We start from the raw sequence: 23,336 nt of genomic DNA, 5'->3' as shown, positions 1-23,336 counted from the left end.
TCTTTATGCAACCAACCCGAATCAGGCCAGTTTTTTGTGGCGTACCCGGTGTGGCTGGGCAGCCGCTTCGCCGAGGCGCTTTTTGCGGTCGGCTTCGTACTCGGTGTAGTTGCCTTCGAAGAACACCGCTTGCGAGTCGTCTTCGTACGCCAGGATGTGGGTCGCGACGCGGTCCAGGAACCAGCGATCGTGAGAGATCACAATGGCGGCGCCCGGGAAGTCCAGCAGGGCTTCTTCCAGGGAACGCAGGGTTTCAACGTCGAGGTCGTTGGACGGTTCGTCGAGCAGCAGGACGTTGCCGCCCTCCTTCAGGGTCAGCGCCAGGTGCAGGCGACCGCGCTCACCACCGGACAGGTCCTTAACGAACTTCTGCTGGTCGCCACCCTTGAAGTTGAAGCGACCGACATAAGTACGCGACGGGATCTCGTAGTTGCCGATGCGGATCTGGTCGGAACCGTCGGAGATCTGCTGGAACACCGTCTTGCTGCCGTCGAGGTCTTCGCGGCTCTGGTCCACGCAGGCCAGTTGCACGGTTTCGCCGACTTCAATGGTGCCCGAATCCGGCGTTTCCTTGCCCATCAGCATGCGGAACAGGGTCGACTTACCGGCACCGTTACCACCGATTACGCCGACGATGGCGCCTTTCGGCATGGAGAACGACAGGTTGTCGATCAGCACGCGATCGCCGTAGCCCTTGGTGACGTTCTTGAATTCGATGACCTTGTCGCCCAGGCGCGGACCGGCCGGGATGTAGATCTCGTTGGTTTCCGAACGCTTCTGGAATTCCTGCGACTGCATTTCTTCGAAGCGTTGCAGACGTGCCTTGGATTTCGACTGGCGGGCCTTGGCGCCTTTGCGCACCCACTCCAGTTCTTCCTTCATGGCTTTTTCGTGAGCCGACTGCTGCTTGGATTCGGCCGCCAGACGATCGGATTTGGCTTCCAGCCAACCCGAGTAGTTACCCTCGTAAGGAATGCCCGCGCCGCGGTCGAGTTCCAGAATCCAGCCAGCGACGTTGTCCAGGAAGTAACGGTCGTGCGTGATCGCAACCACGGTACCCGGGAAGTCGTGCAGGAAGTGCTCCAGCCAGGCTACGGAGTCGGCATCCAGGTGGTTGGTCGGTTCGTCGAGCAGCAGCATGTCCGGGGCGGACAGCAGCAAACGGCACAGGGCCACACGGCGCTTTTCACCACCGGACAGGTGTTCGACTTTCGCGTCCCAGGCCGGCAGGCGCAACGCATCGGCAGCAACTTCCAGCTGACGCTCGAGGTTGTGACCATCGCTGGCCTGCAGGATCGCTTCGAGCTTGGCCTGTTCGGCAGCCAGCTTGTCGAAGTCGGCATCCGGATCGGCGTAAGCGGCGTACACCTCGTCCAGACGCGCTTGCGCATCCTTGATCACGCTGACTGCTTCCTCGACCACTTCACGCACGGTCTTGGCCGGATCCAGTTGTGGCTCTTGCGGCAGATAACCGATGTTCAGGTCCGGCATCGGACGGGCTTCGCCCTCGAACTCGGTGTCGACGCCAGCCATGATTTTCAGCAGCGTGGATTTACCCGAACCGTTGAGGCCGAGTACGCCGATCTTGGCGCCGGGGAAGAACGACAGCGAAATGTTTTTCAGGATTTCCCGCTTCGGCGGAACAACTTTGCCCAGCCGATGCATGGTGAAGACGTATTGAGCCATGGAGAACCTTGGGTCAGTGACAGATGAATGATTGGAGCGCAGGCGATGCCCGGCCAGACCGATGCGCGTCGTTCACTAGACCACTTGATGGCCATCAATGCGTGCGCGCTGAAAAAGTCTGATTCTAGGAGCTGGAACGCTCCCGCGTAACCGGCAAAGCTACCTTAATGACCGGTGGCAGTCCAGCCGAGTGGGGCTGGCACTTCGCCACAACTCAAGGCATGCTAGCCGCCCTTTGGGCGTCCGGCTTATAGTGCACGTCGCGCCAGTCCAGCCAAATCGCAGGATTACAGCTTGTCCAACGTCACTCCGCCAGCCTCTGTGAGCAGCCTCCAACCGGCGCCCGGCTCGCCCCTGCGCGGAACATTGAAGGGCGCGCTGGCGACGCTGGTGCTTTTATTGCTGGCCTTGCTGTTCTGGCAACTGCTCGATCAACTGCGTGAAACCCAGAAAAACCAGCGTCAGTACACCATCGACTACACCGCCGATCTCGCTTCGCAGGTCAGCCTGAACATGGCGCTGAACGCGCAAATCGCCCTCAACCTGCTACCGATCGTCGAACAACCGCAATCGGCCGACGAACAGCAGGCCCTGCTGCGCAAGCTGCAGCGTTCGCTGCCGGACCTGCGCAGCATCGCGCTGCTCAGCCCTTCCGGCAGAATCATCAGCGACAGCACCGCCAACAGTGCTGACGCCGACTACCTCACCGAACTGGTGCGCCGCAGTCATTCGCAAGCCCATTATTTCAGCAACGCCGATGACGGGTCGGTGGTGCACCTGTTACTGCATCAGGCCAGTGGCAGCACCCGCGGCTATTGGGCCCTGCGTCTGACGCCGACATTTTTCGATTCGCTGACCAAACAGAACGAAGCCGGAGCACGGCCCCTGTGGCTGGTGGAAAACCGCGTCAACCATCAGATCATCAGCCGCGACGAAGCCCTGCCCGCAGCCAAGCCCGGTGTCCTGACACCGGACGATCTGGCCAACACCGTGCTGACCGTGCCGCTGAGCAGCAGCGACTGGCAGTTGCGTGGTCTGTTCGATCGGCAGCGCGTGCTCGAAGAACTGCTCCCGGCGTTCATCGGCAAATGCCTGTTGGGCCTGGCCTTCTCGATGTTGCCGGTGATCGCGCTGCTGAACATGCGCCGTCGCCAGCGTCAGGTGCATGAAGGGCGTCGGCGTTATCAGGATATTTTCGAAGGCACCGGCGTCGCGCTGTGTGTGCTGGACCTGTCCGGGCTCAAGCAATTCTTCGACAGGGCGCAGATTCAGACCAGCGATCAGCTCAAGGCCTGGCTCGACCAACCGGTGCAACGCCAGCAACTGCTGCAGGAATTGCGCGTCACCGAGGTCAACCAGGTGGCGCTGCAACTGCTCAACGTCAATTCCTGCGAACACGCCTGGCAGCTGTTGATTGACGGCCATCCGCACTACCACTGCGCGATCGGCAATCAGGTGCTCGACGCCGTCCTGCAGCAGCAAAAGCAGCTGGAACTGGAAGTCAAACTGCCGAACAGTAACGGCCGCGACCAGCACCTGTGGATGGTATTGCGCCTGCCGCAGGAACAGCACGACTACAAAGCGGTGATCCTCAGCATCAACGACATCACCAGCCGCAAGCTGATCGAGCTGTCGTTGCTGGAGCGCGAAGGTTTCTGGTCGGACGTGGTGCGCACCGTGCCGGATCATCTGTACGTGCAGGACGTGATCAGCCAGCGGATGATTTTCAGCAACCACCACCTCGGCCAGACCCTCGGTTACAACCGCACCGAACTGCATCAGATGGGCGAGTACTTCTGGGAAATCCTCCTGCACCCGGAAGACGCCGATTACTACCACCGTTCGCGGCAGATGCAGCGGCACGCCGGCTACAGCCAGTTGCTGCAATGCCAGTTGCGTTTCCGTCATCGTGACGGCAAGTGGCGGCGTTTCGATATTCGCGAGCAGGCGCTGGCCCGGGACAAACACGATCAGGTCACGCGGATCATCGGCGTGGCCAAGGACATCACCGAACAGATCGAGGCCAGTGAATCCCTGCGCGACAGCGAACAGCGCTACCGCATGCTCGCCGAAAGCATCAGCGACGTGATTTTCTCCACCGACAGCAAGCTGTCGCTGAACTACGTCAGCCCGTCGGTGCAGGCAGTGCTGGGCTACGACGCCGAGTGGATTTTCCAGAACGGCTGGCAATCGACCATCGCCAACCCGCAACAGCTGAGCGGCATTTACTCCCTGATGGACCGGGTCAGCAAAGCGCTCGACAAGCCTGAACAACTGGCCTTGCTGCGCAACCAGGTGCAGACCCAGATGTTCCTGTTCGATTGCCTGCGCGCAGACGGCCGCAAGATTCCGATCGAACTGCGCCTGGTGCTGGTGTGGGACGAACACGGCGCGTTCGAAGGCGTGCTCGGCGTCGGCCGCGACATCAGCCAGCAACGCCGCGCTGAAAAAGACCTGCGCATGGCCGCTACGGTATTCGAACACTCGACGTCGGCGATCCTGATCACCGACCCCGCCGGCTACATCGTGCAGGCCAACGAAGCCTTCAGCCGGGTCAGCGGTTACGCCGTGTCGGAGGTGCTCGATCAGTTGCCGAACATGCTCACCGTCGACGAGCAACAGGACGCGCACCTGCGCTACGTGCTCAAGCAATTGCACCAGCACAGCACCTGGGAAGGCGAAGTCTGGCTCAAGCGCCGTAACGGCGAGCATTACCCGGCGTGGGTCGGCATCACTGCGGTACTCGACGATGAAGGCGACCTCGCCAGTTACGTGTGCTTCTTCAGCGACATCAGCGAGCGCAAGGCCAGCGAACAGCGGATTCACCGCCTCGCCTACTACGACGCCCTGACCCATCTGCCAAACCGCACGCTGTTCCAGGATCGCCTGCACACCGCACTGCAATCGGCCGAACGGCAGAAGTCGTGGGTGGTGCTGATGTTCCTCGACCTCGACCGTTTCAAACCGATCAACGACTCCCTCGGCCACGCCGCCGGCGACCGCATGTTGAAAGACATGGCCACGCGCCTGCTGGCCTGCGTCGACGATGACGACACCGTGGCGCGCATGGGCGGCGACGAATTCACCTTGCTGCTGCAACATCGCTCCAGCCGCGAAATGGCCTTGAACCGGGCGATTCATGTCGCCGAGCAGATCCTCGCCAGCCTGGTGCGGCCGTTTGTGCTCGAAGGTCGCGAATTCTTTGTCACCGCGAGTATCGGTATCGCCCTGAGTCCGCAGGACGGCAACGAACTCAGCCAGTTGATGAAGAACGCCGACACCGCGATGTACCACGCCAAGGAACGCGGCAAGAACAATTTCCAGTTCTACCAGGCCGACATGAACGCCAGTGCGCTGGAACGTCTGGAGCTGGAAAGCGACCTGCGCCACGCCCTCGAACAGAACGAATTCGTCCTGTATTACCAGCCGCAATTCAGCGGCGACGGCAAACGCCTGACCGGCGCCGAAGCGCTGCTGCGCTGGCGTCATCCGCGTCGCGGACTGGTGCCGCCGGGGGATTTCATTCCGGTGCTGGAGGAGCTCGGTCTGGTGGTAGACGTGGGCGACTGGGTGATCAGCGAGGCCTGCCGTCAGCTCAAGACCTGGCACCAGAGCCGGGTGCGGGTGCCGAAGGTCTCGGTGAACATTTCCGCGCGACAGTTCTCCGATGGCCAGCTCGGCACGCGGATCGCCACGATCCTGCGCGAAACCGGCCTGCCGCCGGCGTGCCTGGAGCTGGAACTGACCGAAAGTATCTTGATGCGCGAAGTCAGCGAGGCGATGCAGATTCTCGCCGGCCTGAAAAACCTCGGCCTGAGCATTGCGGTCGACGACTTCGGCACCGGTTATTCATCGTTGAACTACCTCAAGCAATTCCCGATCGACGTGCTGAAGATCGACCGTACCTTCGTCGATGGCTTGCCGTCCGGTGAACAGGACGCGCAGATTGCCCGGGCCATCATCGCCATGGCCCACAGCCTGAACCTGGCGGTGATCGCCGAGGGCGTGGAAACCCATGAGCAACTGGACTTCCTGCGCGAGCACGGTTGCGATGAGGTGCAGGGCTATCTGTTCGGCCGGCCGATGCCGGCGAGCCGGTTTGAGGCGCAGTTCAGTAACGACGCCCTCTTCATGTTCGACTGAAACCTTCGGGTGTTGCTGCTGACCTCATCGCTGGCAAGCCAGCTCCCACAGGGATGGATGGCGATCACGAAATCCTGCGGCCACTCCGGTTTCCCCGAGGACTTGCCGTGGATCAATATTCTCCGATTGAAACACAGACATTGTGGGAGCTGGCTTGCCAGCGATGGGGCCGGCAGATGCACCGCACATCTGTCATGAATGCCACTTGTCTGCGACATGATGTCGTTTCATATGCCATCCAAAACCCATTGAGTTAGAATGCCCCCCTTTTCTGCCCCCGATCCTTGAGGACCGCCATGTTCAGCCGTGATTTGACTATTGCCAAGTACGACGCCGATCTCTTTGCCGCCATGGAGCAAGAAGCTCAGCGCCAGGAAGAGCACATTGAGCTGATCGCTTCGGAAAACTACACCAGCCCTGCGGTGATGGAAGCTCAAGGCTCGGTACTGACCAACAAGTACGCCGAAGGCTACCCGGGCAAGCGCTACTACGGTGGTTGCGAGTACGTCGACGTTGTTGAGCAGCTTGCAATTGATCGTGCAAAAGAGCTGTTCGGCGCCGATTACGCCAACGTTCAGCCGCACGCCGGTTCGCAAGCCAACGCCGCGGTCTACCTGGCCCTGCTGCAAGGTGGCGACACCATCCTGGGCATGAGCCTGGCCCATGGTGGTCACCTGACCCACGGCGCCAGCGTGTCGTCCTCCGGCAAGCTGTACAACGCGGTGCAGTATGGCATCGACGCCAACGGTCTGATCGACTACGACGAAGTCGAGCGTCTGGCCGTTGAGCACAAGCCGAAAATGATCGTGGCCGGCTTCTCTGCCTACTCGCAGATTCTCGACTTCCCGCGCTTCCGTGCAATCGCTGACAAAGTCGGTGCCTACCTGTTCGTCGACATGGCTCACGTAGCCGGTCTGGTCGCCGCTGGCGTCTACCCGAACCCGGTGCCTTTCGCTGACGTCGTGACCACCACCACCCACAAGACCCTGCGCGGTCCACGTGGCGGCCTGATCCTGGCGCGCGCCAACGCCGAGATCGAGAAAAAGCTGAACTCCGCAGTATTCCCGGGCGCCCAGGGTGGCCCGCTGGAGCACGTGATCGCCGCTAAAGCGATCTGCTTCAAGGAAGCGCTGCAGCCTGAGTTCAAGGCTTACCAGGAACAAGTGGTGAAGAACGCCCAGGCCATGGCCGAAGTGTTCATCGCGCGCGGTTTCGACGTAGTCTCCGGCGGTACCAAGAACCACCTGTTCCTGCTGTCGCTGATCAAGCAGGACATCTCCGGTAAAGACGCCGACGCCGCTCTGGGCAAAGCGTTCATCACCGTGAACAAGAACTCCGTGCCTAACGATCCACGCTCGCCATTCGTCACTTCCGGCCTGCGTTTCGGTACCCCGGCCGTGACCACTCGCGGCTTCAAGGAAGCAGAGTGCAAAGAGCTGGCCGGCTGGATCTGCGACATCCTGGCTGACCTGAACAACGAAGCGGTGATCGACGCCGTGCGTGAGAAAGTCAAAGCCATCTGCAAGAAACTGCCGGTGTACGGCGCTTAATTGCGACGTTAAACCCGCAGCATGAAAAAACCGGCCAGTGATGGCCGGTTTTTTTTTCGCCTGCAAAAAAATTCAAACCCGTGAATGGCTCAAGAACGCGGCATTGCCCCTGACTGGTCAGACCGGTCATGCCAATTCGTCATTTTTCACTTGCGATCCCGCCAAAACCAATCCTAGACTGCGCCTGCACTGGACATACCGGTAAGACCACAATAATTAAGTCCTGAATCTGATGCGCCCCGCGCACGGCAGCCAGGACACCGACCAGGATTCCTCCCATGCTCAGATGGTGCTCGCGTTCAATCTTCCTCCAAGTGGTTCTCGGACTGGTGCTTGGCATCGTCTGCGGGCTGACCCTTCCCGAATACTCCGCTCAGCTCAAACCGCTCGGCGACGGCTTCATCAAACTGATCAAGATGCTCATCGGCCTGATCGTGTTCTGCGTGGTGGTCAGCGGCATCAGTGGCGCGGGTGATCTGAAAAAGGTCGGGCGCATCGGGCTCAAATCGGTGATCTACTTCGAAGTGCTGACCACCCTCGCGTTGGTGATCGGCCTGGTATTCGCCTTCAGCACCGGCATTGGCAGCGGCGCGAATATCCATCTTGAACAATTGTCTGCCGCCGACATGGGCGACATCGCCGAACGCGGTCAACACATACACACCACCACGCAGTTCCTGATGGATTTGATTCCGACCTCGGTGCTCGGCGCCTTCGCCGACAACAACATCCTGCAAGTGCTGCTGTTCTCGGTGTTGTTCGGCAGTGCCTTGAATCTGGTCGGTGAAGCAGCATCCGGGATCTCGCGGCTGATCAACGAACTGAGCCATGTGATTTTCCGGATCATGGGCATGATCGTGCGTCTGGCGCCAATCGGGGTGTTCGGCGCCATTGCTTTCACCACCAGCAAATACGGTCTCGATTCGCTGCAACACCTGGGCAGTCTGGTCGGCCTGTTCTACCTGACCTGCATGGCGTTCGTCAGCGTGATTCTGGGTCTGGTGATGCGTGCGTCCGGCCTGCGTCTGTGGCCGTTGCTCAAATACCTGCGCGAAGAATTGCTGATTGTCATGGGCACCGCCTCCTCCGACGCCGTGCTGCCACAAATCATGCGCAAACTTGAACATCTCGGCATTGGCAGCTCGACGGTCGGCCTGGTGATTCCCACTGGCTACTCGTTCAACCTCGACGGTTTTTCGATCTACCTGACCCTGGCGATTGTGTTTATCGCCAACGCCACCGGCACACCACTGGCCATGACCGACTTGCTGACCATTCTGCTGGTGTCGCTGATCACCTCCAAAGGCGCCCACGGCATTCCCGGCTCGGCACTGGTGATTCTGGCGGCCACGCTGACGGCGATTCCGGCAATCCCGGTGGTCGGTCTGGTGCTGGTCCTGGCCGTGGACTGGTTCATGGGCATCGGCCGCGCACTGACCAACCTGATCGGCAACTGTGTCGCCACCGTGGCCATCGCCCGTTGGGAAAAGGACATCGACGTGCAGCGCGCAAACAAAGTACTCAGCGGTCAGCAGGGCTACACCTTTCAACCGCGTAAAACAGCAACTCCGGCGCACCAGCAAGAGTTCTGATTTAACTCCTGCAGGAGCTGCCGCAGGCTGCGATCTTTTGATCTTGGTTTGCCGGCTCCTGACGGGCACATGGAGCAAGACAAGTGATTACCACATCAACCGTCGTCAACTCAGTCGTAGAAAAACTGCGCAGCGCCCTCGCCCGTGGCCAGTGGCGCTCCGGCGAGATGCTGCCGGGCCAGCGCGAACTGGCCGAGCAACTGGGCATCAGCCGCCCAAGCCTGCGCGAAGCGGTCATCGTCCTGGAAACCCTCGGCCTTGTACGCTCGATGCCGGGCAAAGGCGTGGTCGTGCTCGATGCGCAAATGAGCGACAGCCAGAATCACGACAGCGCAGTCGCCAGCGCCAGCCTCGAAGACGTGCTGCAACTGCGCTACACCCTGGAACCGTTCATCGTCGGTCTGGTGGCGCAGTCGATCAGCAGCAAGGAAGTCGGGCAACTGCGCCTGACCTTGATGGACATGCGCGAAGCTCTGGAAGCGGGCGACAGCGAAGCCGGAGTCAGCGCCTACATCGCCTTTCACGAAGAATTGTTCACCCTGACCTCCAACCCGATCTTCCAGAGCGTGGTGCAACAGACCAGCAACGCCCTCAAGCAAAGCGCCGAAGTGTTGCGCAATTCGCCCGAACACCTGGCCGAACGCCTGGAAGAAAACGAGGCGGTGGTACGCGCCATCCGCAGCAAGAACAGCGCCCAGGCCAGCGCCGAAATGCGTCGGCACATTCTGCGTGAGGGCCAGCGGATGGGTATCGAACTGAATATTCCGGATGACCACTTGAGTCGCTGACCCCAACTGGAGACAGGCCATGAACAGTTTTGCCGCAGCGTCGCCCACTCGCCAGCCCCCGACGCCCCTGCCCTTCTCCCGCCCGCGCGCACCGGCGGCGGATCTGTATCCGCGACTGTTCGATGCGATTCTCGAGCGGCGCATCCATTCGGCCAGCCGTTTTACCGAAGACAGCCTGAAAGACATGTTCGGCGCCAGCCGTGCAGACGTGCGCCGGGTACTGACCCAACTGTCACATGAGCACATCATCGTGCTGCGGGCCAATCACCGGCCACGGGTGGCGGAACCGGATCCGGAGCAGACACGGCAAGCTCTGCAGGCGCGGCGCCTGACCGAAAGCACGCTGGTGTATCTGGCCTGTCAGCGCCCGCAGGCAGACGCTTTGAAGCGCGTGCGCACGCTGATCGAGCGCGAGCGCCTGGCCGTCGAACAGGATCGGCGGGGGGCGGCAATTCGCTTATCCGGAGAGTTTCATCTGCAGCTGGCGCAAATGGCGGGGAATGCCCCTCTGGCGCATTTTCTCGGCAGCCTGGTGCCGCTGACGTCATTGGCGATTGCGCGAAGTGAGCGCCAGACGCACAGCTGTTGCGCGTGGCAGGAGCATCTGGCGTTGATCGAGGCGGTGGAGCGAGGCGATGCTTCCACGGCCGGGATGCTGATGAATCGACATCTGGATCATCTTGAACAGGCACTGCTCGGTTCAGACCTTGAGCATTGTGCTGTCGGTTAGATCGCCTTCGCGAGCAAGCTCGCTCCCACAGTTGACCGCATTTCTCTGGACAGAATACGGTCTCCTGTGGGAGCGAGCTTGCTCGCGAAGAGGCCATCACTGACAACCAAGATCCATCAGGCAGAAGCCACTTTGGCAAACCCCGCCCGAATCTTCTCTTCCGGCAAATCATCGGCAATAAACACAATTACGCTTTCCCGCGCCTCACCCTCGGCCCATTCGGTATCCCAGTCGAAACCATAGAGTTTCAGCACGCCCTGAAACACCAGGCGCCGATCCTCGCCAGCGATGTTCAGCACGCCTTTGTAGCGCAGCAATTGCTTGCCGTGGTCTTCCAGCAGCTCATTCATGAACTCGCTGAGCTGATCGATATCCAGCGGTTGCTCAGTGCGCAGCACCAGGCTGGAGATACGGTCGATGGAGGGCGCCTTGCTGACCGGACGCAGACTCACCCCGCCACCAAGATCAGCATTGAGGTTGAAACCACGCACATCCAGCAGTTCAGCCAGATTGATGTTGCCATGTTCGACCACGCGGATCGGCGCACGACGGTTGATTCGCGTCAGGCGTTCGCTCAGCGCGGTGAACGTCGCCTCGTCCACCAGATCGGTCTTGCTCACCAGCAAGCGGTCGGCGAAACCGATCTGTGCCTGGGCGATGGTCTGGGTCAGGTGCAGATCGGCGTGGGCGGCATCCACCAGGGTAATGATGCCGTCAAGCAGGTAGCGCTCGCGCAGTTCTTCCTCAATGAAGAAGGTTTGCGCCACCGGGGCCGGGTCGGCCAGGCCAGTGCACTCGATCACCAGACGGTCGAAGGCGATTTCGCCGCTGTCCAGGCGTTCGAGCAGCAGGTACAGAGCCTTGGTCAGGTCAGTGTGAATGGTGCAGCAGACGCAGCCGTTGGCCAGGGTCATGACTTGCACCGGCTCATCACCCAGCAACTGAGTGTCGATGCCGGCGTCGCTGAATTCGTTTTCGATCACGGCGATTTTCAGGCCGTGCTCGGCTTTGAGCAGGTGCCGCAGCAAGGTGGTCTTGCCGGCGCCGAGAAAACCGCTGAGTACCGTTACGGGGATGGGAGAAGACAAAACTCGATCTCCTTCAAATGAATGAACAACACAAAAACAAATGTGGGAGCGAGCTTGCTCGCGAAAGCGGTGTGCCAGTCAAATTATTCATCAACTGACACTCCGTATTCGCGAGCAGGCTCGCTCCCACAGGGATTACCTCAACCTTGCGCTGTCAGCTCAACAGCACTTCGGCCCACCCTTGCCACCGTAACGGGCTTCCTGACGTTCGCGAAAGAACATCTCGTAGCTCATCACCGGTTTGTCCGGGTGCTTGGTTTGCATATGCTCGACGTAGGTGTCGTAGTCGGGCATGCCGACCATCAGGCGCGCGGCCTGACCGAGGTATTTACCGAGGCGACTCAGGTCATTGAACATGGTGCAATCCTCTGGTTACGCATCCGGCAGAGCCTGGAATGGCGATTCTTTATCCGTACGCTCTTTTTTGCCCCAGGCGGCGATGCCGACCTTGAGCGCGTAGAACAGGATGCTGAAGACCACGAACAGGAACAGCGCGGTAAGCGTTGCGTTGGTGTAAGCGTTGAAGATCACGTGCTGCATTTGCTCAACGCTCTTCGCCGGTGCCAGCACCTGACCATTGGCCAGCGCATCGCTGTATTTCTTGGCCAGCGACAGGAAGCCGATCGCCGGGTTGGCGTCGAACAACTTGATGAAGCCCGCCGTGGTGGTGCAGATCAGCAGCCAGGTGGCTGGCAGCAGAGTGACCCAAATGTAGCGCTGGCGCTTCATTTTGATCAGGACCACGGTGCCGAGCATCAGCGCGATACCGGCCAGCATCTGGTTGGAGATACCGAACAGTGGCCACAAGGTGTTGATGCCGCCCAATGGGTCGATCACGCCTTGATACAGCAACCAGCCCCACATCGCCACACAACCGGCGGTGGCAATCAGGTTGGCGGTCCACGATTCGGTGCGTTTCAGCGCCGGCACAAAGGAGCCGAGCAAGTCCTGCAGCATGAAACGACCGGCACGGGTACCGGCGTCGACAGCGGTGAGGATGAACAGGGCTTCGAACAGGATCGCGAAGTGGTACCAGAACGCCATGGTGTTTTCACCCGGCAGGACACTGTGCAGGATCTGCGCGATACCGACCGCCAGTGTCGGCGCACCACCGGCACGGGCCAGAATGGTGGTCTCGCCGATGTCGTGAGCCACGGCTTGCAGCGCTTCCGGCGTGATCGCGAAGCCCCAGCTCGTGACCATTTGCGCCACTGACGCGGCATCACTGCCAACCACGGCGGCCGGGCTGTTCATGGCGAAGTACACGCCTGGCTCGATCACCGAAGCGGCAACCATGGCCATGATCGCCACGAACGACTCCATCAGCATGCCGCCGTAACCGATGTAACGGGCGTTGGTTTCGTTATCCAAAAGCTTCGGCGTGGTGCCCGAAGAAATCAGTGCATGGAAACCGGACACCGCACCGCAAGCGATGGTGATAAACAGGAACGGGAACAGACCGCCCTTCCACACCGGGCCGGTGCCGTCGACGAACTGGGTCAGTGCCGGCATTTTCAGCTCGGGCATGGTCACCAGAATGCCGATCGCCAAGGCGACGATGGTACCGATCTTGAGGAAAGTCGACAGATAGTCACGCGGCGCCAGAATCAGCCACACCGGTAGCGATGCAGCCACAAAGCCGTAACCGACCAGCATCCAGGTAATCTGCACGCCAGTGAAGGTGAACGCCTTGGCCCACACCGGATCAGCGGCAATCTGCCCACCGAGCCAGATCGACCCGAGCAGCAGCAATACGCCGACCACGGAGATCTCGCCGATGCGGCCCGGGCGGATGTAGCGCATGTAAATGCCCATGAACATCGCGATCGGGATGGTCGCCATCACGGTGAAGATGCCCCACGGGCTCTCGGCCAGCGCCTTGACCACGATCAGCGCCAGCACCGCGAGGATGATGATCATGATCAGGAAGCAGCCGAACAGGGCAATGGTGCCGGGGATACGGCCCATTTCCTCACGCACCATGTCACCCAGGGAACGGCCGTTGCGCCGGGTCGACATGAACAGGACCATGAAGTCCTGCACGGCGCCCGCCAGCACCACCCCGGCAATCAGCCAAAGCGTGCCGGGCAGATACCCCATCTGCGCCGCCAGCACTGGCCCGACCAGAGGCCCTGCGCCAGCAATCGCTGCGAAGTGGTGACCGAAAAGAATGTGTTTGTTGGTCGGCACATAGTCCAGACCGTCGTTGTTGAGCACGGCGGGGGTGGCCCGACGCGGGTCGAGTTGCATCACGTTGTTGGCGATGAACAGACTGTAGTAACGGTACGCGACCAGATAAATGGCCACGGCAGCGACCACGATCCACAAGGCGTTGATCGCCTCTCCTCGGCGTAATGCCACTACGCCCAGGGCGCACGCTCCTACGATTGCCAGCACTAGCCAGGGTAAGTGGCGCAGCAGGCTATTATTATTTTTCATTTTATTATTCCAGCCAGGGTGGACAAGAAAGACAGCCACCCCGAGTTTAGCGCTACTGGCGCCAAAGGCCATACCCCGACATTGGTCTAGACGCTTGGTTGATTGGCAGGCACCCATTGGTCGGGTCTATAGTCAGCGAACTCTTCCGAGGATTGCGCCATGAGCGAACACCCAGCCAATCGCCGTCGCTTCAAACGAATTGCGTTCGATGCCAGAACCGAGCTGAGTCAGGGCCAATTCATCTGGCCGGTCAAGCTGATCGACCTGTCACTCAAAGGGCTGCTGATCGAGCAGCCCGAGCCGTGGCTGGGGAATGCGGAGCAGGATTTTTTCGTCGACATCCATCTGAGCGATGACGTCGATATCCAGATGGATGTGCATCTGGCCCATGAAGATCAGGGTCAGTTGGGTTTTGTCTGCCGACATATCGGCCTGGAATCGATCCAGCGCTTGCGGCGGCTGATCGAGCTGAACCTGGCTGACGAAGCCGAACTGGAGCGCGAACTGGGCGCCCTGATCGAAATCTAGAATCCACAATTGAATCCTGTAGGCGCTGGCTGGCCAGATCCTACAGGTTATGCGGTGGGTTCAAGTTATTCGAAGAGCGCGTCGAGGGCCTGTTCGAGGCGGGTCACGGCGATGATCTGCAAACCCGGCGGGGATTCCTTCGGCGCATTGCCCTTCGGCACGATCGCCCGTTTGAAGCCATGCTTGGCAGCTTCTTTCAAGCGCTCCTGCCCGCTCGGCACCGGACGCACTTCGCCCGACAGGCCCACTTCGCCAAACACCAGCAGGTCATGGGGCAGCGGCCGGTTGCGCAGGCTCGACATCACCGCCGCCATCAACGCCAGGTCGGACGCTGTTTCCAGCACCTTGACCCCACCGACCACGTTGAGGAACACGTCCTGATCGTGGGTCGGAATGCCGCCGTGGCGATGCAGCACCGCGAGCAACATCGCCAGGCGGTTCTGATCCAGCCCCAGCGTCACCCGACGCGGGTTGGCCAGATGGCTGTCATCGACCAGCGCCTGCACTTCCACCAGCATCGGCCGGGTGCCTTCCCACGTCGCCATTACCACACTGCCCGGGACTTCTTCCTGGGCGCGGGTGAGGAAAATCGCCGATGGGTTGGAAACCTCTTTAAGGCCCTTGTCGGTCATGCCGAACACGCCCAGTTCATTGACCGCACCGAAACGGTTCTTCACCGCGCGCAGCAAGCGCAACCGGCCATCGGATTCGCCCTCGAAATACAGCACGGTGTCGACCATGTGCTCAAGCACCCGGGGGCCGGCGAGTGCGCCTTCCTTGGTGACGTGGCCAACGAGGAAAATCGCGGTGCCGCTTTGCTTGGCGTAGCGCACCAGCAGCGCCGCACTCTCACGCACTTGCGAAACGCCGCCGGGCGCCGATTGCAATTGCTCGGTGAAGATCGTCTGGATCGAGTCGATCACCATCACCTTGGGTTTTTCCTGACGGGCCGTGGCGATGATGGTTTCGATGCAGGTTTCGGTCATCACCCGCAGTTGATCCTGAGGCAACCCGAGACGGCGGGCACGCATGGCCACTTGTTGCTGGGACTCTTCGCCGGTGACGTACAGCGCCGGCATGCTCTTGGCGAGATTGCACAGGGTCTGCAACAGAATCGTCGACTTGCCGATACCGGGATCACCACCGATCAGCACCACGGAACCGTCGACCAGACCGCCACCCAGCACGCGATCCAGTTCACCAGAGGCGGTGGAAAAACGCGGAATCTCTTCGATGCTGACTTCGGCCAGAGTCTTGATCTGCGCCTGTTGTCCAGCCCAGCCGGTGCGCCCGGTCGGCGCTGTCGCCCCGCCGCTTTCGATCATGGTTTCGGTCAGGGTGTTCCAGGCACCGCATTCACCGCACTGCCCGGCCCATTTGGGAAATGTTGCGCCGCATTCGGTGCAGCCGTACATGCGCTTGGCCTTGGCCATCTGAACCCCCGGAGCAAAACCGCGATGATAACGCAGACGCCGCAGCTCAGCGCGGCGCGGCAGTACGGATCTCGCCACTGGCCAGACGCGCGGCGCTGTTGCCCAGCGGGTCTTCGGCATTGAGGTCGGCCCCTTTGGCCTTGAGCGCGTCGAGCAACTCGACGCGCTTGAACAGCCCGGCGTACATCGCCGCAGTCTGTCCGGCGCCATTGCGCTGGTCGGCATTGCAATCGGTGGCCATCAATCGCCGGGCGATCTGGATCTCGCCCTTGAAAATTGCGCCCATCAGCGCCGTGTTGCCACGCAGGTCCTGCGCGCAGGCATCAGCGCCCGCCGCCAGCAAGCGGTCTACTGCCGCGCCCTGGCCGTGATACGCCGCCAGAATCAACGCGGTGTAGCCCTTGCTGTCGCGGGTATCGAGGGAATAGCCGGACTCGATGAAGGTGTCGAGCATCGGCACGTCACCGCGGCGGGCGGCGTCAAAATAGTAGTCCTGCAGTTGTGCCTTGATCGCCTCGGGGCTCTGTTCGGCCTGCGCTGCGAAGGACAGGCATCCGAGCAACAGTAAAAGATAAGGACGCATAAACGCTCTCCTTGGGTAGAACGGGGCCTGAATCAGGCCCCGCGTTGCATGGCGTCGGGATCAGTCGACCAGTTTCGCCGCCAGTGCCTTGACCCGGCCCAGGTCACCCTTGGCCACTTTGGTCACGCCGGTGCCGTATTCCGGATCGGCCTTATAAAGGAAGGACAGAATGATGTGCTTGCTCTCGTCATCGGTGGTGGCCAGGGAGCCGCCGAAATTGTCGATCAGGTCCTGACGCTCCTGCTTGTTGAAGGAACGGTACAGATCGCCGGCCTGCTTGAAGTTCTGCTCGCGCTGGATCTTCGCCTGCTGGGTGCTGCCCGACAGTGCCAACTGGCTGTAACGGGCGTCTCGCGGCTCTTCGCGCGGTTGCAGACGGCTCGGCTGGTAATTCACGCCAGACTGCGTTGCGCCGAAGTTCATCGCACCATCCTGATTGCCGTTATTGACCGCAACTTTAGGGGCGTTGATCGGCAGTTGCAGCGCATTGGCACCCAGGCGATACATCTGAGTATCGGCATAAGAGAATACGCGACCTTGCAATAAGCGATCTTCCGAAGGTTCGATTCCCGGCACAACATTGGCCGGTGCCATCGCTACTTGTTCAGTTTCCTGAAACACATTAGCCGGATTACGGTTCAACACCATTTGTCCAACTTTTCGTTCTGCAATACCCGGCCAGATCTTGGTTGCATCCAGCGGGTCAAAATCAAACTTGGACAAATCTTGTGGTTTCAGCACTTGAATGTACAAGTCCCATTTAGGGAAGTTACCTTTATTAATGTTAGCTACAAGATCGTTGGTCATATGACTGTAATCCTGACCCTGAACTTTGCTGACTTCTTTCGGCGTGAGGTTATTGATCCCCTGCAAACTCTTCCAGTGGAACTTGACGTAATGCACTTCGCCTTTGGCATTGATTAACTTGTAGGCATGTACACCGTTACCGTCCATCTCGCGATAACTGGCCGGCGTCCCCGAATTTGAATACAGCTCGGTCAGGGTGCGCGTCGCTTCCGGCACATGGGAGAAGAAGTCGAAACGACGCGAGTCGTCATCCAGATTGGTGCGCGGATCGGGCTTGAACGCATGCACCATGTCCGGGAATTTGATCGCATCGCGAATGAAGAACGTCGGGAAATTGTTGCCGACCAGATCCCAGTTACCATCGGCGGTATAGAACTTGGTGGCGAAACCGCGCGGATCACGCAGGGTTTCGGGGGAGTGGTTGCCGTGCACCACGGCGGAAAAACGCACGAACACCGGGGTGCTCTGGCCGGCGGCGAACACCTTGGCCTTGCTCAGGTCGCTCAGATCATTGGTCACCGTGAAGGTGCCATGGGCACCGGTACCGCGGGCATGCACCACGCGCTCGGGGATTCGCTCGCGGTCGAACCGCTGCAGCTTCTGGATCAATTGCACATCCTGCAGCAGCACCGGGCCATTGGCTCCGGCGGTTTGCGAGTTCTGGTTGTCGCCCACCGCCGCACCGTTGTCCCGGGTCAGGGGCGCGGCGTGTACGGAGAAGGTCAACAGGCTGGCGGTGAGTACGCCAAGAGTACGGCGATGGGGAAATGCCCCTAAGCCAAGCGTGGGATTCATATCAGGTTCCTCTGGTTTTTTGGGCGCATCCAGGTGCGCCAATCAGAGGCTAGAGGGCAAAACCGGCAAACATAAATAGAAAGTTCGTAACTCGATGATTGAGAAATTTAGCTTTCCGATCAGCGAGTTACGGCGTATTTCGCGCGCGATTAGTGGCACTTTGCAAACTATTCGTCGATTAATGTGTCGATAAAAACGGGCATTGTAAGAAGGTGTTTCGCGCAGGACGCGTTTTGCTGATTTACACTGCGTACACCAAACTCATCTGTAACAAGGAAATAACCTATGGGCGTGCTAAGTGAGTTCAAGGCCTTCGCGGTCAAAGGCAATGTGGTCGACATGGCCGTCGGTATCATCATCGGTGCAGCCTTCGGCAAGATTGTTTCGTCGTTTGTCGGTGACGTGATCATGCCGCCGATCGGCCTGTTGATCGGCGGGGTGGACTTCAGCGATCTCGCCATAACGCTCAAGGCCGCCGAGGGCAGCGCCCCTGCGGTCGTGATGGCCTACGGCAAATTCATCCAGAGCATTCTCGACTTCATGATCGTCGCGTTCGCGATTTTCATGGGCGTCAAAGCCATCAATCGCCTCAAGCGCGAAGAGGCCGCGGCCCCGACGCTGCCACCGGTTCCGACCAAGGAAGAGGAATTGCTCGGCGAGATCCGCGATCTGCTCAAGGCCCAGAACAACCGGCCCTGAACCCTGCACGACAAACAGACGGCGCCTTCGGGCGCCGTTTGTTTACCAGTAGTTTTCCACCGCCACCTGGCCCGGCCGGCGGCTCAGGGCAAGACTCATGTGGCGCTTTTTCAACAGCGCGCGCGTGTCGTCGATCATTTGCGGATTGCCGCACAGCATCACCCGCGAATGCTCGGGCGAGATTTCCACGCCGGCTGTACGCTCCAGCTCACCGTTTTCGATCAGCGTGGTGATGCGTCCGCTCAACGCACCGGGGTGCGCTTCACGGGTCACCGTCGGGATAAACTGCAACTTGTGCGCGTACTCGCTGAGGTAATCGCGCTGCGCCAGTTCGGCCAGCAATGGCTGGTAGGCCAGTTCCCGTGCCTCGCGCACGCTGTACACCAGAATAATGCGCTCGAATTTCTCCCAGACCTCGAAGTCCTGCAGGATCGACAGAAACGGCGCCACGCCTGTGCCAGTGGCCAACAGCCACAAATCCCGCCCGTCGCTGAAACGATCAAGGGTCAGATAACCGAATGCCTGACGGTCGACCAGCAACGTGTCCCCCACCTGCAAGCGGCTCAGTTCGCTGGTGAACTCGCCACCCGGGACCACAATGGAAAAGAACTCGAGAAACTCGTCGAACGGTGACGACACCATCGAATAAGCACGCCAGACGATGCTGCCGTCAGCCTTGTTCACCCCCAGCCTGGCGAACTGCCCCGCCCGAAAGCGAAAGCCTGCATCGCGGCTGGTGCGCAAGGTGAACAGGCTTGGGGTCAAGGGCCGTACATCAAGCAGGGTCTGTTTGGTGTATTTCTCTGCAGTGGCGGTCATGGGGCGCTCCATTGAACGATTGCCGCCAGTGTCCCGCAAAACCGCCGGTCTAAACACCGATGATTGCTAATGGTATTCGCCACTGCACCCACATTAGAAATAATTAAAATTATTTGGACGGTTCGCAATCGAGCGATAACAGCATCCTTAAGATGATGATTTAAATATCAGAACTCATCCGTCGCTAAGAACGCTTAATGAATACTTTTTCACTTTCAAGACCAAAAAAATTTATTACCTGTCGTAAGAAACGTCCTACACTCCGAAGCGTGCCGGATTTTTGGATCCATTCGCACCCCCGCTACAATCATGGAGAGCTTGTAATGGAAACGTGGAAGGAGTCGCAGTTAAAGCAACTGACTTTCGCAAAGGAAATAGATACGGCCTATCCCATCTTGCTGAGATTCGCCGAAAACCTCGGGTTTAACTTCTGTGCAGTTTCAGTTACTTCGCCCCAACGGGAAATGCATCTTAATCCTTTGCAAATCAACAACTACCCTCAAGAATGGAACCTGCAATATGAATTGAACGAATACAAGAAAATCGACCCGGTAATAGCACACTGCAATCATTCAATGATGCCCATCGTCTGGGATAAAGCGGTATATAAAGACACCCCGGAGTTGTGGGGTGCGCTGCAGCAATATGGCCTGCAACATGGTTGGTCTCAAGCGTTTCACCACGAGGAGAGTGGCTTGTGCAGCATCCTCAGCCTGGCCCGAAAGCATTGCCCGATCAGCCCGCTCGAGCTGTATGAGCATTTTGGCTACATGTTCTATGCCACCAGCCACCTGAGTGAGTTGTTCGCTCGGACACTCCCCACACGGCCCGCCAAACCTAGCCAACCGCGCCTGTCCCCACGGGAACTGGAGGTTCTGCAATTATCCGCCGGTGGCAAAACGGCCTATGAGATTTCGAAAATCCTCAGCCTGAGCGAGCGCACGGTGAACTATCACGTGCAAAACGTGATCGAGAAACTCCATGTCTGCAACAAGATTTCTGCCGTCATAGCGGCCGCCAGAGCCGGCATCATCTAGACCCGACGCCTTGCACCAAAATTAAAACCTGCGAGTATTTCCAGAGAAAAAAACGTACCATTTGTGACCTTTCCGAGTGATAAGGCGAGCTGTTCGCACTGCAGTTCACTCGGTCGGTTCCGCCGCACGGTACAGGCAGCGGGACATCCCCCGATTACCCTGAGTCCCCGCCCCATGCCTTTGCTCGATACGCCTTTCGCCCAACTCGACCTGATCCGCCAGCCCGAACAGCAGAACGAACCGCTGCAAGCCTTCGATGCCGCCGACGAATACCTGCTCAATCATCTGGCTGCGCAGCAGCCGACGGCCGACACCCGGGTACTGGTGCTCAATGACAGTTTCGGTGCGCTGGCGGCCAGCCTGCTGGGCAACGTCGATGTGGTCAGCAGCGGCGATTCGTTTCTGGGCTTTCAGGGACTGGAGAAGAATCTGCTGCGCAATGGCCAGGCGTTCGACGCCATTCGCGGCATCCCGGCGAGTGAACCGCTGGTCGGGCCGTTTGATCGCGTGCTGATCCGCGTACCGAAAACCCTGGCACTGCTCGAAGAACAATTGATCCGCCTGCAAGGACAACTGGCGCCGGGTGCGCAGGTTATTGCTGCGGCAATGGTCAAGCACTTGCCACGCGCTGCTGGCGATCTGCTGGAACGCTACATCGGTCCGGTGCAAGCCTCACTGGCAGTGAAAAAGGCTCGCCTGCTGATCGCGACGCCAGAAGCGAAAGTCCCGGCGAGCTCGCCCTACCCGTCGCGCTACCGCCTCGAGGAACCGGCGATCGAATTGCTCAACCACGCCAACGTGTTCTGCCGCGAAGGTCTCGACATCGGCACCCGCGCCTTCCTACCGCATCTGCCCAAGAACCTCGGCAGCGCGCAAGTCGCCGACCTGGGCTGCGGTAACGGTGTGCTGGCAATTGCCAGCGCCCTGCAAAACCCCGAGGCACATTACACGCTGGTCGATGAATCGTTCATGGCAGTGCAATCAGCCGCGGAAAACTGGCATGCGGCCCTCGGCGATCGCGACGTGACCGTCCGGGCCGGTGATGGCCTGGCCGGGCAAGCGGCGCAATCGCTGGACGTGGTGCTGTGCAACCCACCGTTCCATCAGCAGCAGGTGGTCGGCGATTTCCTCGCCTGGCGCATGTTCCAGCAGGCCCGCGAGGCGCTGGTGGTCGGCGGAGCGCTGTACATCGTCGGCAATCGTCACCTGGGTTATCACAGCAAACTGGCGCGGCTGTTCCGCGGCGTCGAGCAAGTCGCGGCTACGCCGAAATTCGTCATCCTCAAAGCCCGCAAATAAACCCGAGGCAAAAAAAACCCTCCAGATGGAGGGTTTCAAATCCGTACCCGAAGGCGCCGGGACGGAGTGCTTCAGTGCGTCGTCAGGCCTGCTGCGTTCATGAACATGCGCATCAGGCTGGCGGCGATAAACAGCACGCCCACACTGCCGAGCCAGATCAGGGCCAGCCAGCCGAGCCGCTGCCACAGCGGTTTTTTTTCGGCTTGTTCAATGTCGTGCAGCGAATGTTTGCCGGTCATTGTTGCGATCCTCAGTCAGGTCGATGGCGCCAGTGACGACGCCATCGCGGGCAAGCCAGATCCCACAGGTGCTAGTGATAGCCGTCTTCATGGGTGACCTTGCCGCGGAACACGTAGTAGCTCCAGAAGGTGTAACCCAGGATGAACGGGATGATGAACAGCGTGCCTACCAGCATGAAGCCCTGGCTTTGCGGCGGTGCGGCGGCGTCCCAGATCGAGATCGACGGCGGCACGATGTTCGGCCACAGGCTGATGCCCAGTCCGCTGTAGCCGAGGAAGATCAGCACCAGGGTCAGCAGGAACGGCATGTAGTTGGCGTTGCGCGCCACGGCACGGATCAGCCCGTACATCGTCACCAACACCAGAATCGGCACCGGCATGAACCAGAACAGGTTCGGCATGCTGAACCAGCGCGTGGCGATTTCCGGGTGGGCCAGCGGCGTCCAGAGGCTGACGACACCGATCACCGCCAGCAGCACGAAGGCCAGCGGGCGCGCCAGATCGTGCATCTGTTCCTGCAACTTGCCCTCGGTTTTCATGATCAGCCAGGTGCAGCCGAGCAAGGCGTACGCCACCACCAGCGCGGCGCCGCAGAACAGCGTGAACGGTGTCAGCCAGTCCAGTGAGCCGCCGGCGAACTGGCGATTGACCACCGGCAAGCCATCAATGAACGCCCCCAGCGCCACACCCTGAAAGAACGTCGCCGCCACCGAGCCGCCGATAAAGGCCTTGTCCCACAGATGCCGTTTGTCGTCCTTGGCCTTGAAGCGGAACTCGAAGGCCACACCGCGGAAAATCAGGCCGATCAGCATGAAGATCAGCGGCAGATAAAGTGCCGACAACACCACCGAATAAGCCAGCGGGAACGCGCCGAACAGCGCCGCGCCGCCCAGCACCAGCCAGGTCTCGTTACCGTCCCAGACCGGGGCGACAGTGTTCATCATCACGTCACGATCAGTCTTGCCCGGGATGAACGGGAAGAGAATGCCGATCCCCAGGTCGAAGCCGTCCATGACCACGTACATCATGATGCCGAAGATGATGATCACGGCCCAGATCAGCGGAAGATCAATACCCATGA

Annotated in this window: 19 protein-coding genes; 9 read left to right on the top strand and 10 right to left on the bottom strand. The window is 59.8% G+C overall.

Translation table 11 applies throughout. The features are described from left to right. Positions 1-21: 21 nt before the first annotated feature. Positions 22-1,686 carry an energy-dependent translational throttle protein EttA gene (gene ettA / locus K5Y35_RS11650; RefSeq protein ID WP_186748043.1) on the bottom strand — a complete coding sequence of 555 codons (1,665 nt, stop codon included), beginning with the start codon at positions 1,684-1,686 and terminating at the stop codon, positions 22-24. 294 nt (positions 1,687-1,980) lie between these two features. Between ettA and morA the strand changes: the two genes are divergently transcribed. The 5 genes from morA (at position 1,981) to K5Y35_RS11625 (ending at position 10,489) form a co-directional block, all read left to right on the top strand. After that, positions 1,981-5,829 carry a cyclic di-GMP receptor MorA gene (gene morA / locus K5Y35_RS11645; RefSeq protein WP_222834262.1) on the top strand — a complete coding sequence of 1,283 codons (3,849 nt, stop codon included), beginning with the start codon at positions 1,981-1,983 and terminating at the stop codon, positions 5,827-5,829. A gap of 296 nt (positions 5,830-6,125) precedes the next feature. Then, positions 6,126-7,379, top strand: a complete 1,254-nt coding sequence (gene glyA, locus K5Y35_RS11640) for a serine hydroxymethyltransferase (RefSeq protein WP_123463984.1) — start codon at positions 6,126-6,128, stop codon at positions 7,377-7,379. A gap of 278 nt (positions 7,380-7,657) precedes the next feature. Continuing rightward, complete coding sequence (locus tag K5Y35_RS11635) at positions 7,658-8,971, top strand: C4-dicarboxylate transporter DctA (protein WP_123463982.1); 1,314 nt, start codon at positions 7,658-7,660, stop codon at positions 8,969-8,971. An 83-nt stretch (positions 8,972-9,054) separates the two neighbouring features. Continuing rightward, positions 9,055-9,759 (top strand): FadR/GntR family transcriptional regulator, encoded by a 705-nt coding sequence (locus K5Y35_RS11630; RefSeq protein ID WP_222834261.1) that lies wholly within the window; start codon positions 9,055-9,057, stop codon positions 9,757-9,759. A gap of 19 nt (positions 9,760-9,778) precedes the next feature. Next, positions 9,779-10,489, top strand: a complete 711-nt coding sequence (locus tag K5Y35_RS11625; protein WP_222834260.1) for a GntR family transcriptional regulator — start codon at positions 9,779-9,781, stop codon at positions 10,487-10,489. A gap of 116 nt (positions 10,490-10,605) precedes the next feature. Here the strand turns inward: K5Y35_RS11625 and yjiA are convergent, their stop codons facing one another. From yjiA to K5Y35_RS11610, 3 genes are all read right to left on the bottom strand, one after another. Then, positions 10,606-11,577 carry a GTPase gene (gene yjiA, locus K5Y35_RS11620; RefSeq protein WP_128614448.1) on the bottom strand — a complete coding sequence of 324 codons (972 nt, stop codon included), beginning with the start codon at positions 11,575-11,577 and terminating at the stop codon, positions 10,606-10,608. Between the two features lie 159 nt (positions 11,578-11,736). After that, a complete protein-coding gene (locus K5Y35_RS11615; protein WP_003228401.1) occupies positions 11,737-11,934 on the bottom strand; it encodes a YbdD/YjiX family protein in 198 nt (65 codons plus the stop codon). A 15-nt stretch (positions 11,935-11,949) separates the two neighbouring features. Next, positions 11,950-14,016 (bottom strand): carbon starvation CstA family protein, encoded by a 2,067-nt coding sequence (locus tag K5Y35_RS11610; RefSeq protein ID WP_041477781.1) that lies wholly within the window; start codon positions 14,014-14,016, stop codon positions 11,950-11,952. Positions 14,017-14,175: 159 nt separating this feature from the next. Here K5Y35_RS11610 and K5Y35_RS11605 point away from each other — a divergent pair, with 159 nt between their 5' ends. Continuing rightward, the gene (locus K5Y35_RS11605; RefSeq protein WP_222834259.1) at positions 14,176-14,544 is read left to right on the top strand and encodes a PilZ domain-containing protein; all 369 of its coding nucleotides are present in this window, start codon (positions 14,176-14,178) and stop codon (positions 14,542-14,544) included. Positions 14,545-14,609: 65 nt separating this feature from the next. Here the strand turns inward: K5Y35_RS11605 and radA are convergent, their stop codons facing one another. From radA to katB, 3 genes are read right to left on the bottom strand one after another with little or no spacing between them, the layout of a single operon-like run. Further along, positions 14,610-15,977, bottom strand: coding sequence for a DNA repair protein RadA (radA, locus tag K5Y35_RS11600; protein ID WP_007909773.1), 1,368 nt, complete (start codon positions 15,975-15,977; stop codon positions 14,610-14,612). Between the two features lie 46 nt (positions 15,978-16,023). After that, positions 16,024-16,560, bottom strand: coding sequence for an ankyrin repeat domain-containing protein (locus K5Y35_RS11595; RefSeq protein ID WP_222834258.1), 537 nt, complete (start codon positions 16,558-16,560; stop codon positions 16,024-16,026). A 60-nt stretch (positions 16,561-16,620) separates the two neighbouring features. After that, positions 16,621-18,162: a catalase KatB gene (katB, locus tag K5Y35_RS11590; protein WP_222834257.1), complete on the bottom strand. Its 1,542-nt coding sequence runs from the start codon at positions 18,160-18,162 to the stop codon at positions 16,621-16,623. A 285-nt stretch (positions 18,163-18,447) separates the two neighbouring features. Here katB and mscL point away from each other — a divergent pair, with 285 nt between their 5' ends. Further along, on the top strand, positions 18,448-18,861 hold the full coding sequence (mscL, locus tag K5Y35_RS11585; protein ID WP_123463967.1) for a large-conductance mechanosensitive channel protein MscL: 414 nt from the start codon (positions 18,448-18,450) through the stop codon (positions 18,859-18,861). Between the two features lie 42 nt (positions 18,862-18,903). Here the strand turns inward: mscL and K5Y35_RS11580 are convergent, their stop codons facing one another. Continuing rightward, a complete protein-coding gene (locus K5Y35_RS11580; protein WP_222834256.1) occupies positions 18,904-19,680 on the bottom strand; it encodes a ferredoxin--NADP reductase in 777 nt (258 codons plus the stop codon). 323 nt (positions 19,681-20,003) lie between these two features. Between K5Y35_RS11580 and K5Y35_RS11575 the strand changes: the two genes are divergently transcribed. After that, entirely contained in the window at positions 20,004-20,717 is a 714-nt protein-coding gene (locus K5Y35_RS11575) for an autoinducer binding domain-containing protein (protein WP_123463963.1), read from the top strand. 174 nt (positions 20,718-20,891) lie between these two features. After that, a complete protein-coding gene (locus tag K5Y35_RS11570) occupies positions 20,892-22,016 on the top strand; it encodes a methyltransferase (protein ID WP_123463961.1) in 1,125 nt (374 codons plus the stop codon). 71 nt (positions 22,017-22,087) lie between these two features. On the opposite strand, the gene K5Y35_RS11565 is transcribed toward K5Y35_RS11570, so the two are convergent. Further along, positions 22,088-22,255, bottom strand: a complete 168-nt coding sequence (locus K5Y35_RS11565; protein ID WP_123464152.1) for a DUF2474 domain-containing protein — start codon at positions 22,253-22,255, stop codon at positions 22,088-22,090. 71 nt (positions 22,256-22,326) lie between these two features. Next, positions 22,327-23,334: a cytochrome d ubiquinol oxidase subunit II gene (gene cydB, locus K5Y35_RS11560; protein WP_123463959.1), complete on the bottom strand. Its 1,008-nt coding sequence runs from the start codon at positions 23,332-23,334 to the stop codon at positions 22,327-22,329. Between the last annotated feature and the right edge of the window lie 2 nt (positions 23,335-23,336).

It is taken from the genome of Pseudomonas sp. SC3(2021), assembly GCF_019856535.1.
Classification (GTDB): Bacteria; Pseudomonadota; Gammaproteobacteria; order Pseudomonadales; family Pseudomonadaceae; genus Aquipseudomonas; species Aquipseudomonas monsensis.
Note: the sequence above shows the minus strand (reverse complement) of the source record. Positions and strands in the feature narration are given on the sequence as shown.

Coding starts and splice junctions, on each gene's coding strand:
- K5Y35_RS11595 (WP_222834258.1), bottom strand. CDS start 16,560: ATGCGTCCTTATCTTTTACTGTTGCTCGGATGCCTGTCCTTCGCAGCG.
- K5Y35_RS11580 (WP_222834256.1), bottom strand. CDS start 19,680: ATGACCGCCACTGCAGAGAAATACACCAAACAGACCCTGCTTGATGTA.
- katB (WP_222834257.1), bottom strand. CDS start 18,162: ATGAATCCCACGCTTGGCTTAGGGGCATTTCCCCATCGCCGTACTCTT.
- K5Y35_RS11605 (WP_222834259.1), top strand. CDS start 14,176: ATGAGCGAACACCCAGCCAATCGCCGTCGCTTCAAACGAATTGCGTTC.
- mscL (WP_123463967.1), top strand. CDS start 18,448: ATGGGCGTGCTAAGTGAGTTCAAGGCCTTCGCGGTCAAAGGCAATGTG.
- cydB (WP_123463959.1), bottom strand. CDS start 23,334: ATGGGTATTGATCTTCCGCTGATCTGGGCCGTGATCATCATCTTCGGC.
- radA (WP_007909773.1), bottom strand. CDS start 15,977: ATGGCCAAGGCCAAGCGCATGTACGGCTGCACCGAATGCGGCGCAACA.
- K5Y35_RS11625 (WP_222834260.1), top strand. CDS start 9,779: ATGAACAGTTTTGCCGCAGCGTCGCCCACTCGCCAGCCCCCGACGCCC.
- ettA (WP_186748043.1), bottom strand. CDS start 1,686: ATGGCTCAATACGTCTTCACCATGCATCGGCTGGGCAAAGTTGTTCCG.
- glyA (WP_123463984.1), top strand. CDS start 6,126: ATGTTCAGCCGTGATTTGACTATTGCCAAGTACGACGCCGATCTCTTT.
- K5Y35_RS11615 (WP_003228401.1), bottom strand. CDS start 11,934: ATGTTCAATGACCTGAGTCGCCTCGGTAAATACCTCGGTCAGGCCGCG.
- K5Y35_RS11575 (WP_123463963.1), top strand. CDS start 20,004: ATGGAAACGTGGAAGGAGTCGCAGTTAAAGCAACTGACTTTCGCAAAG.
- K5Y35_RS11610 (WP_041477781.1), bottom strand. CDS start 14,016: ATGAAAAATAATAATAGCCTGCTGCGCCACTTACCCTGGCTAGTGCTG.
- K5Y35_RS11565 (WP_123464152.1), bottom strand. CDS start 22,255: ATGACCGGCAAACATTCGCTGCACGACATTGAACAAGCCGAAAAAAAA.
- K5Y35_RS11635 (WP_123463982.1), top strand. CDS start 7,658: ATGCTCAGATGGTGCTCGCGTTCAATCTTCCTCCAAGTGGTTCTCGGA.
- K5Y35_RS11570 (WP_123463961.1), top strand. CDS start 20,892: ATGCCTTTGCTCGATACGCCTTTCGCCCAACTCGACCTGATCCGCCAG.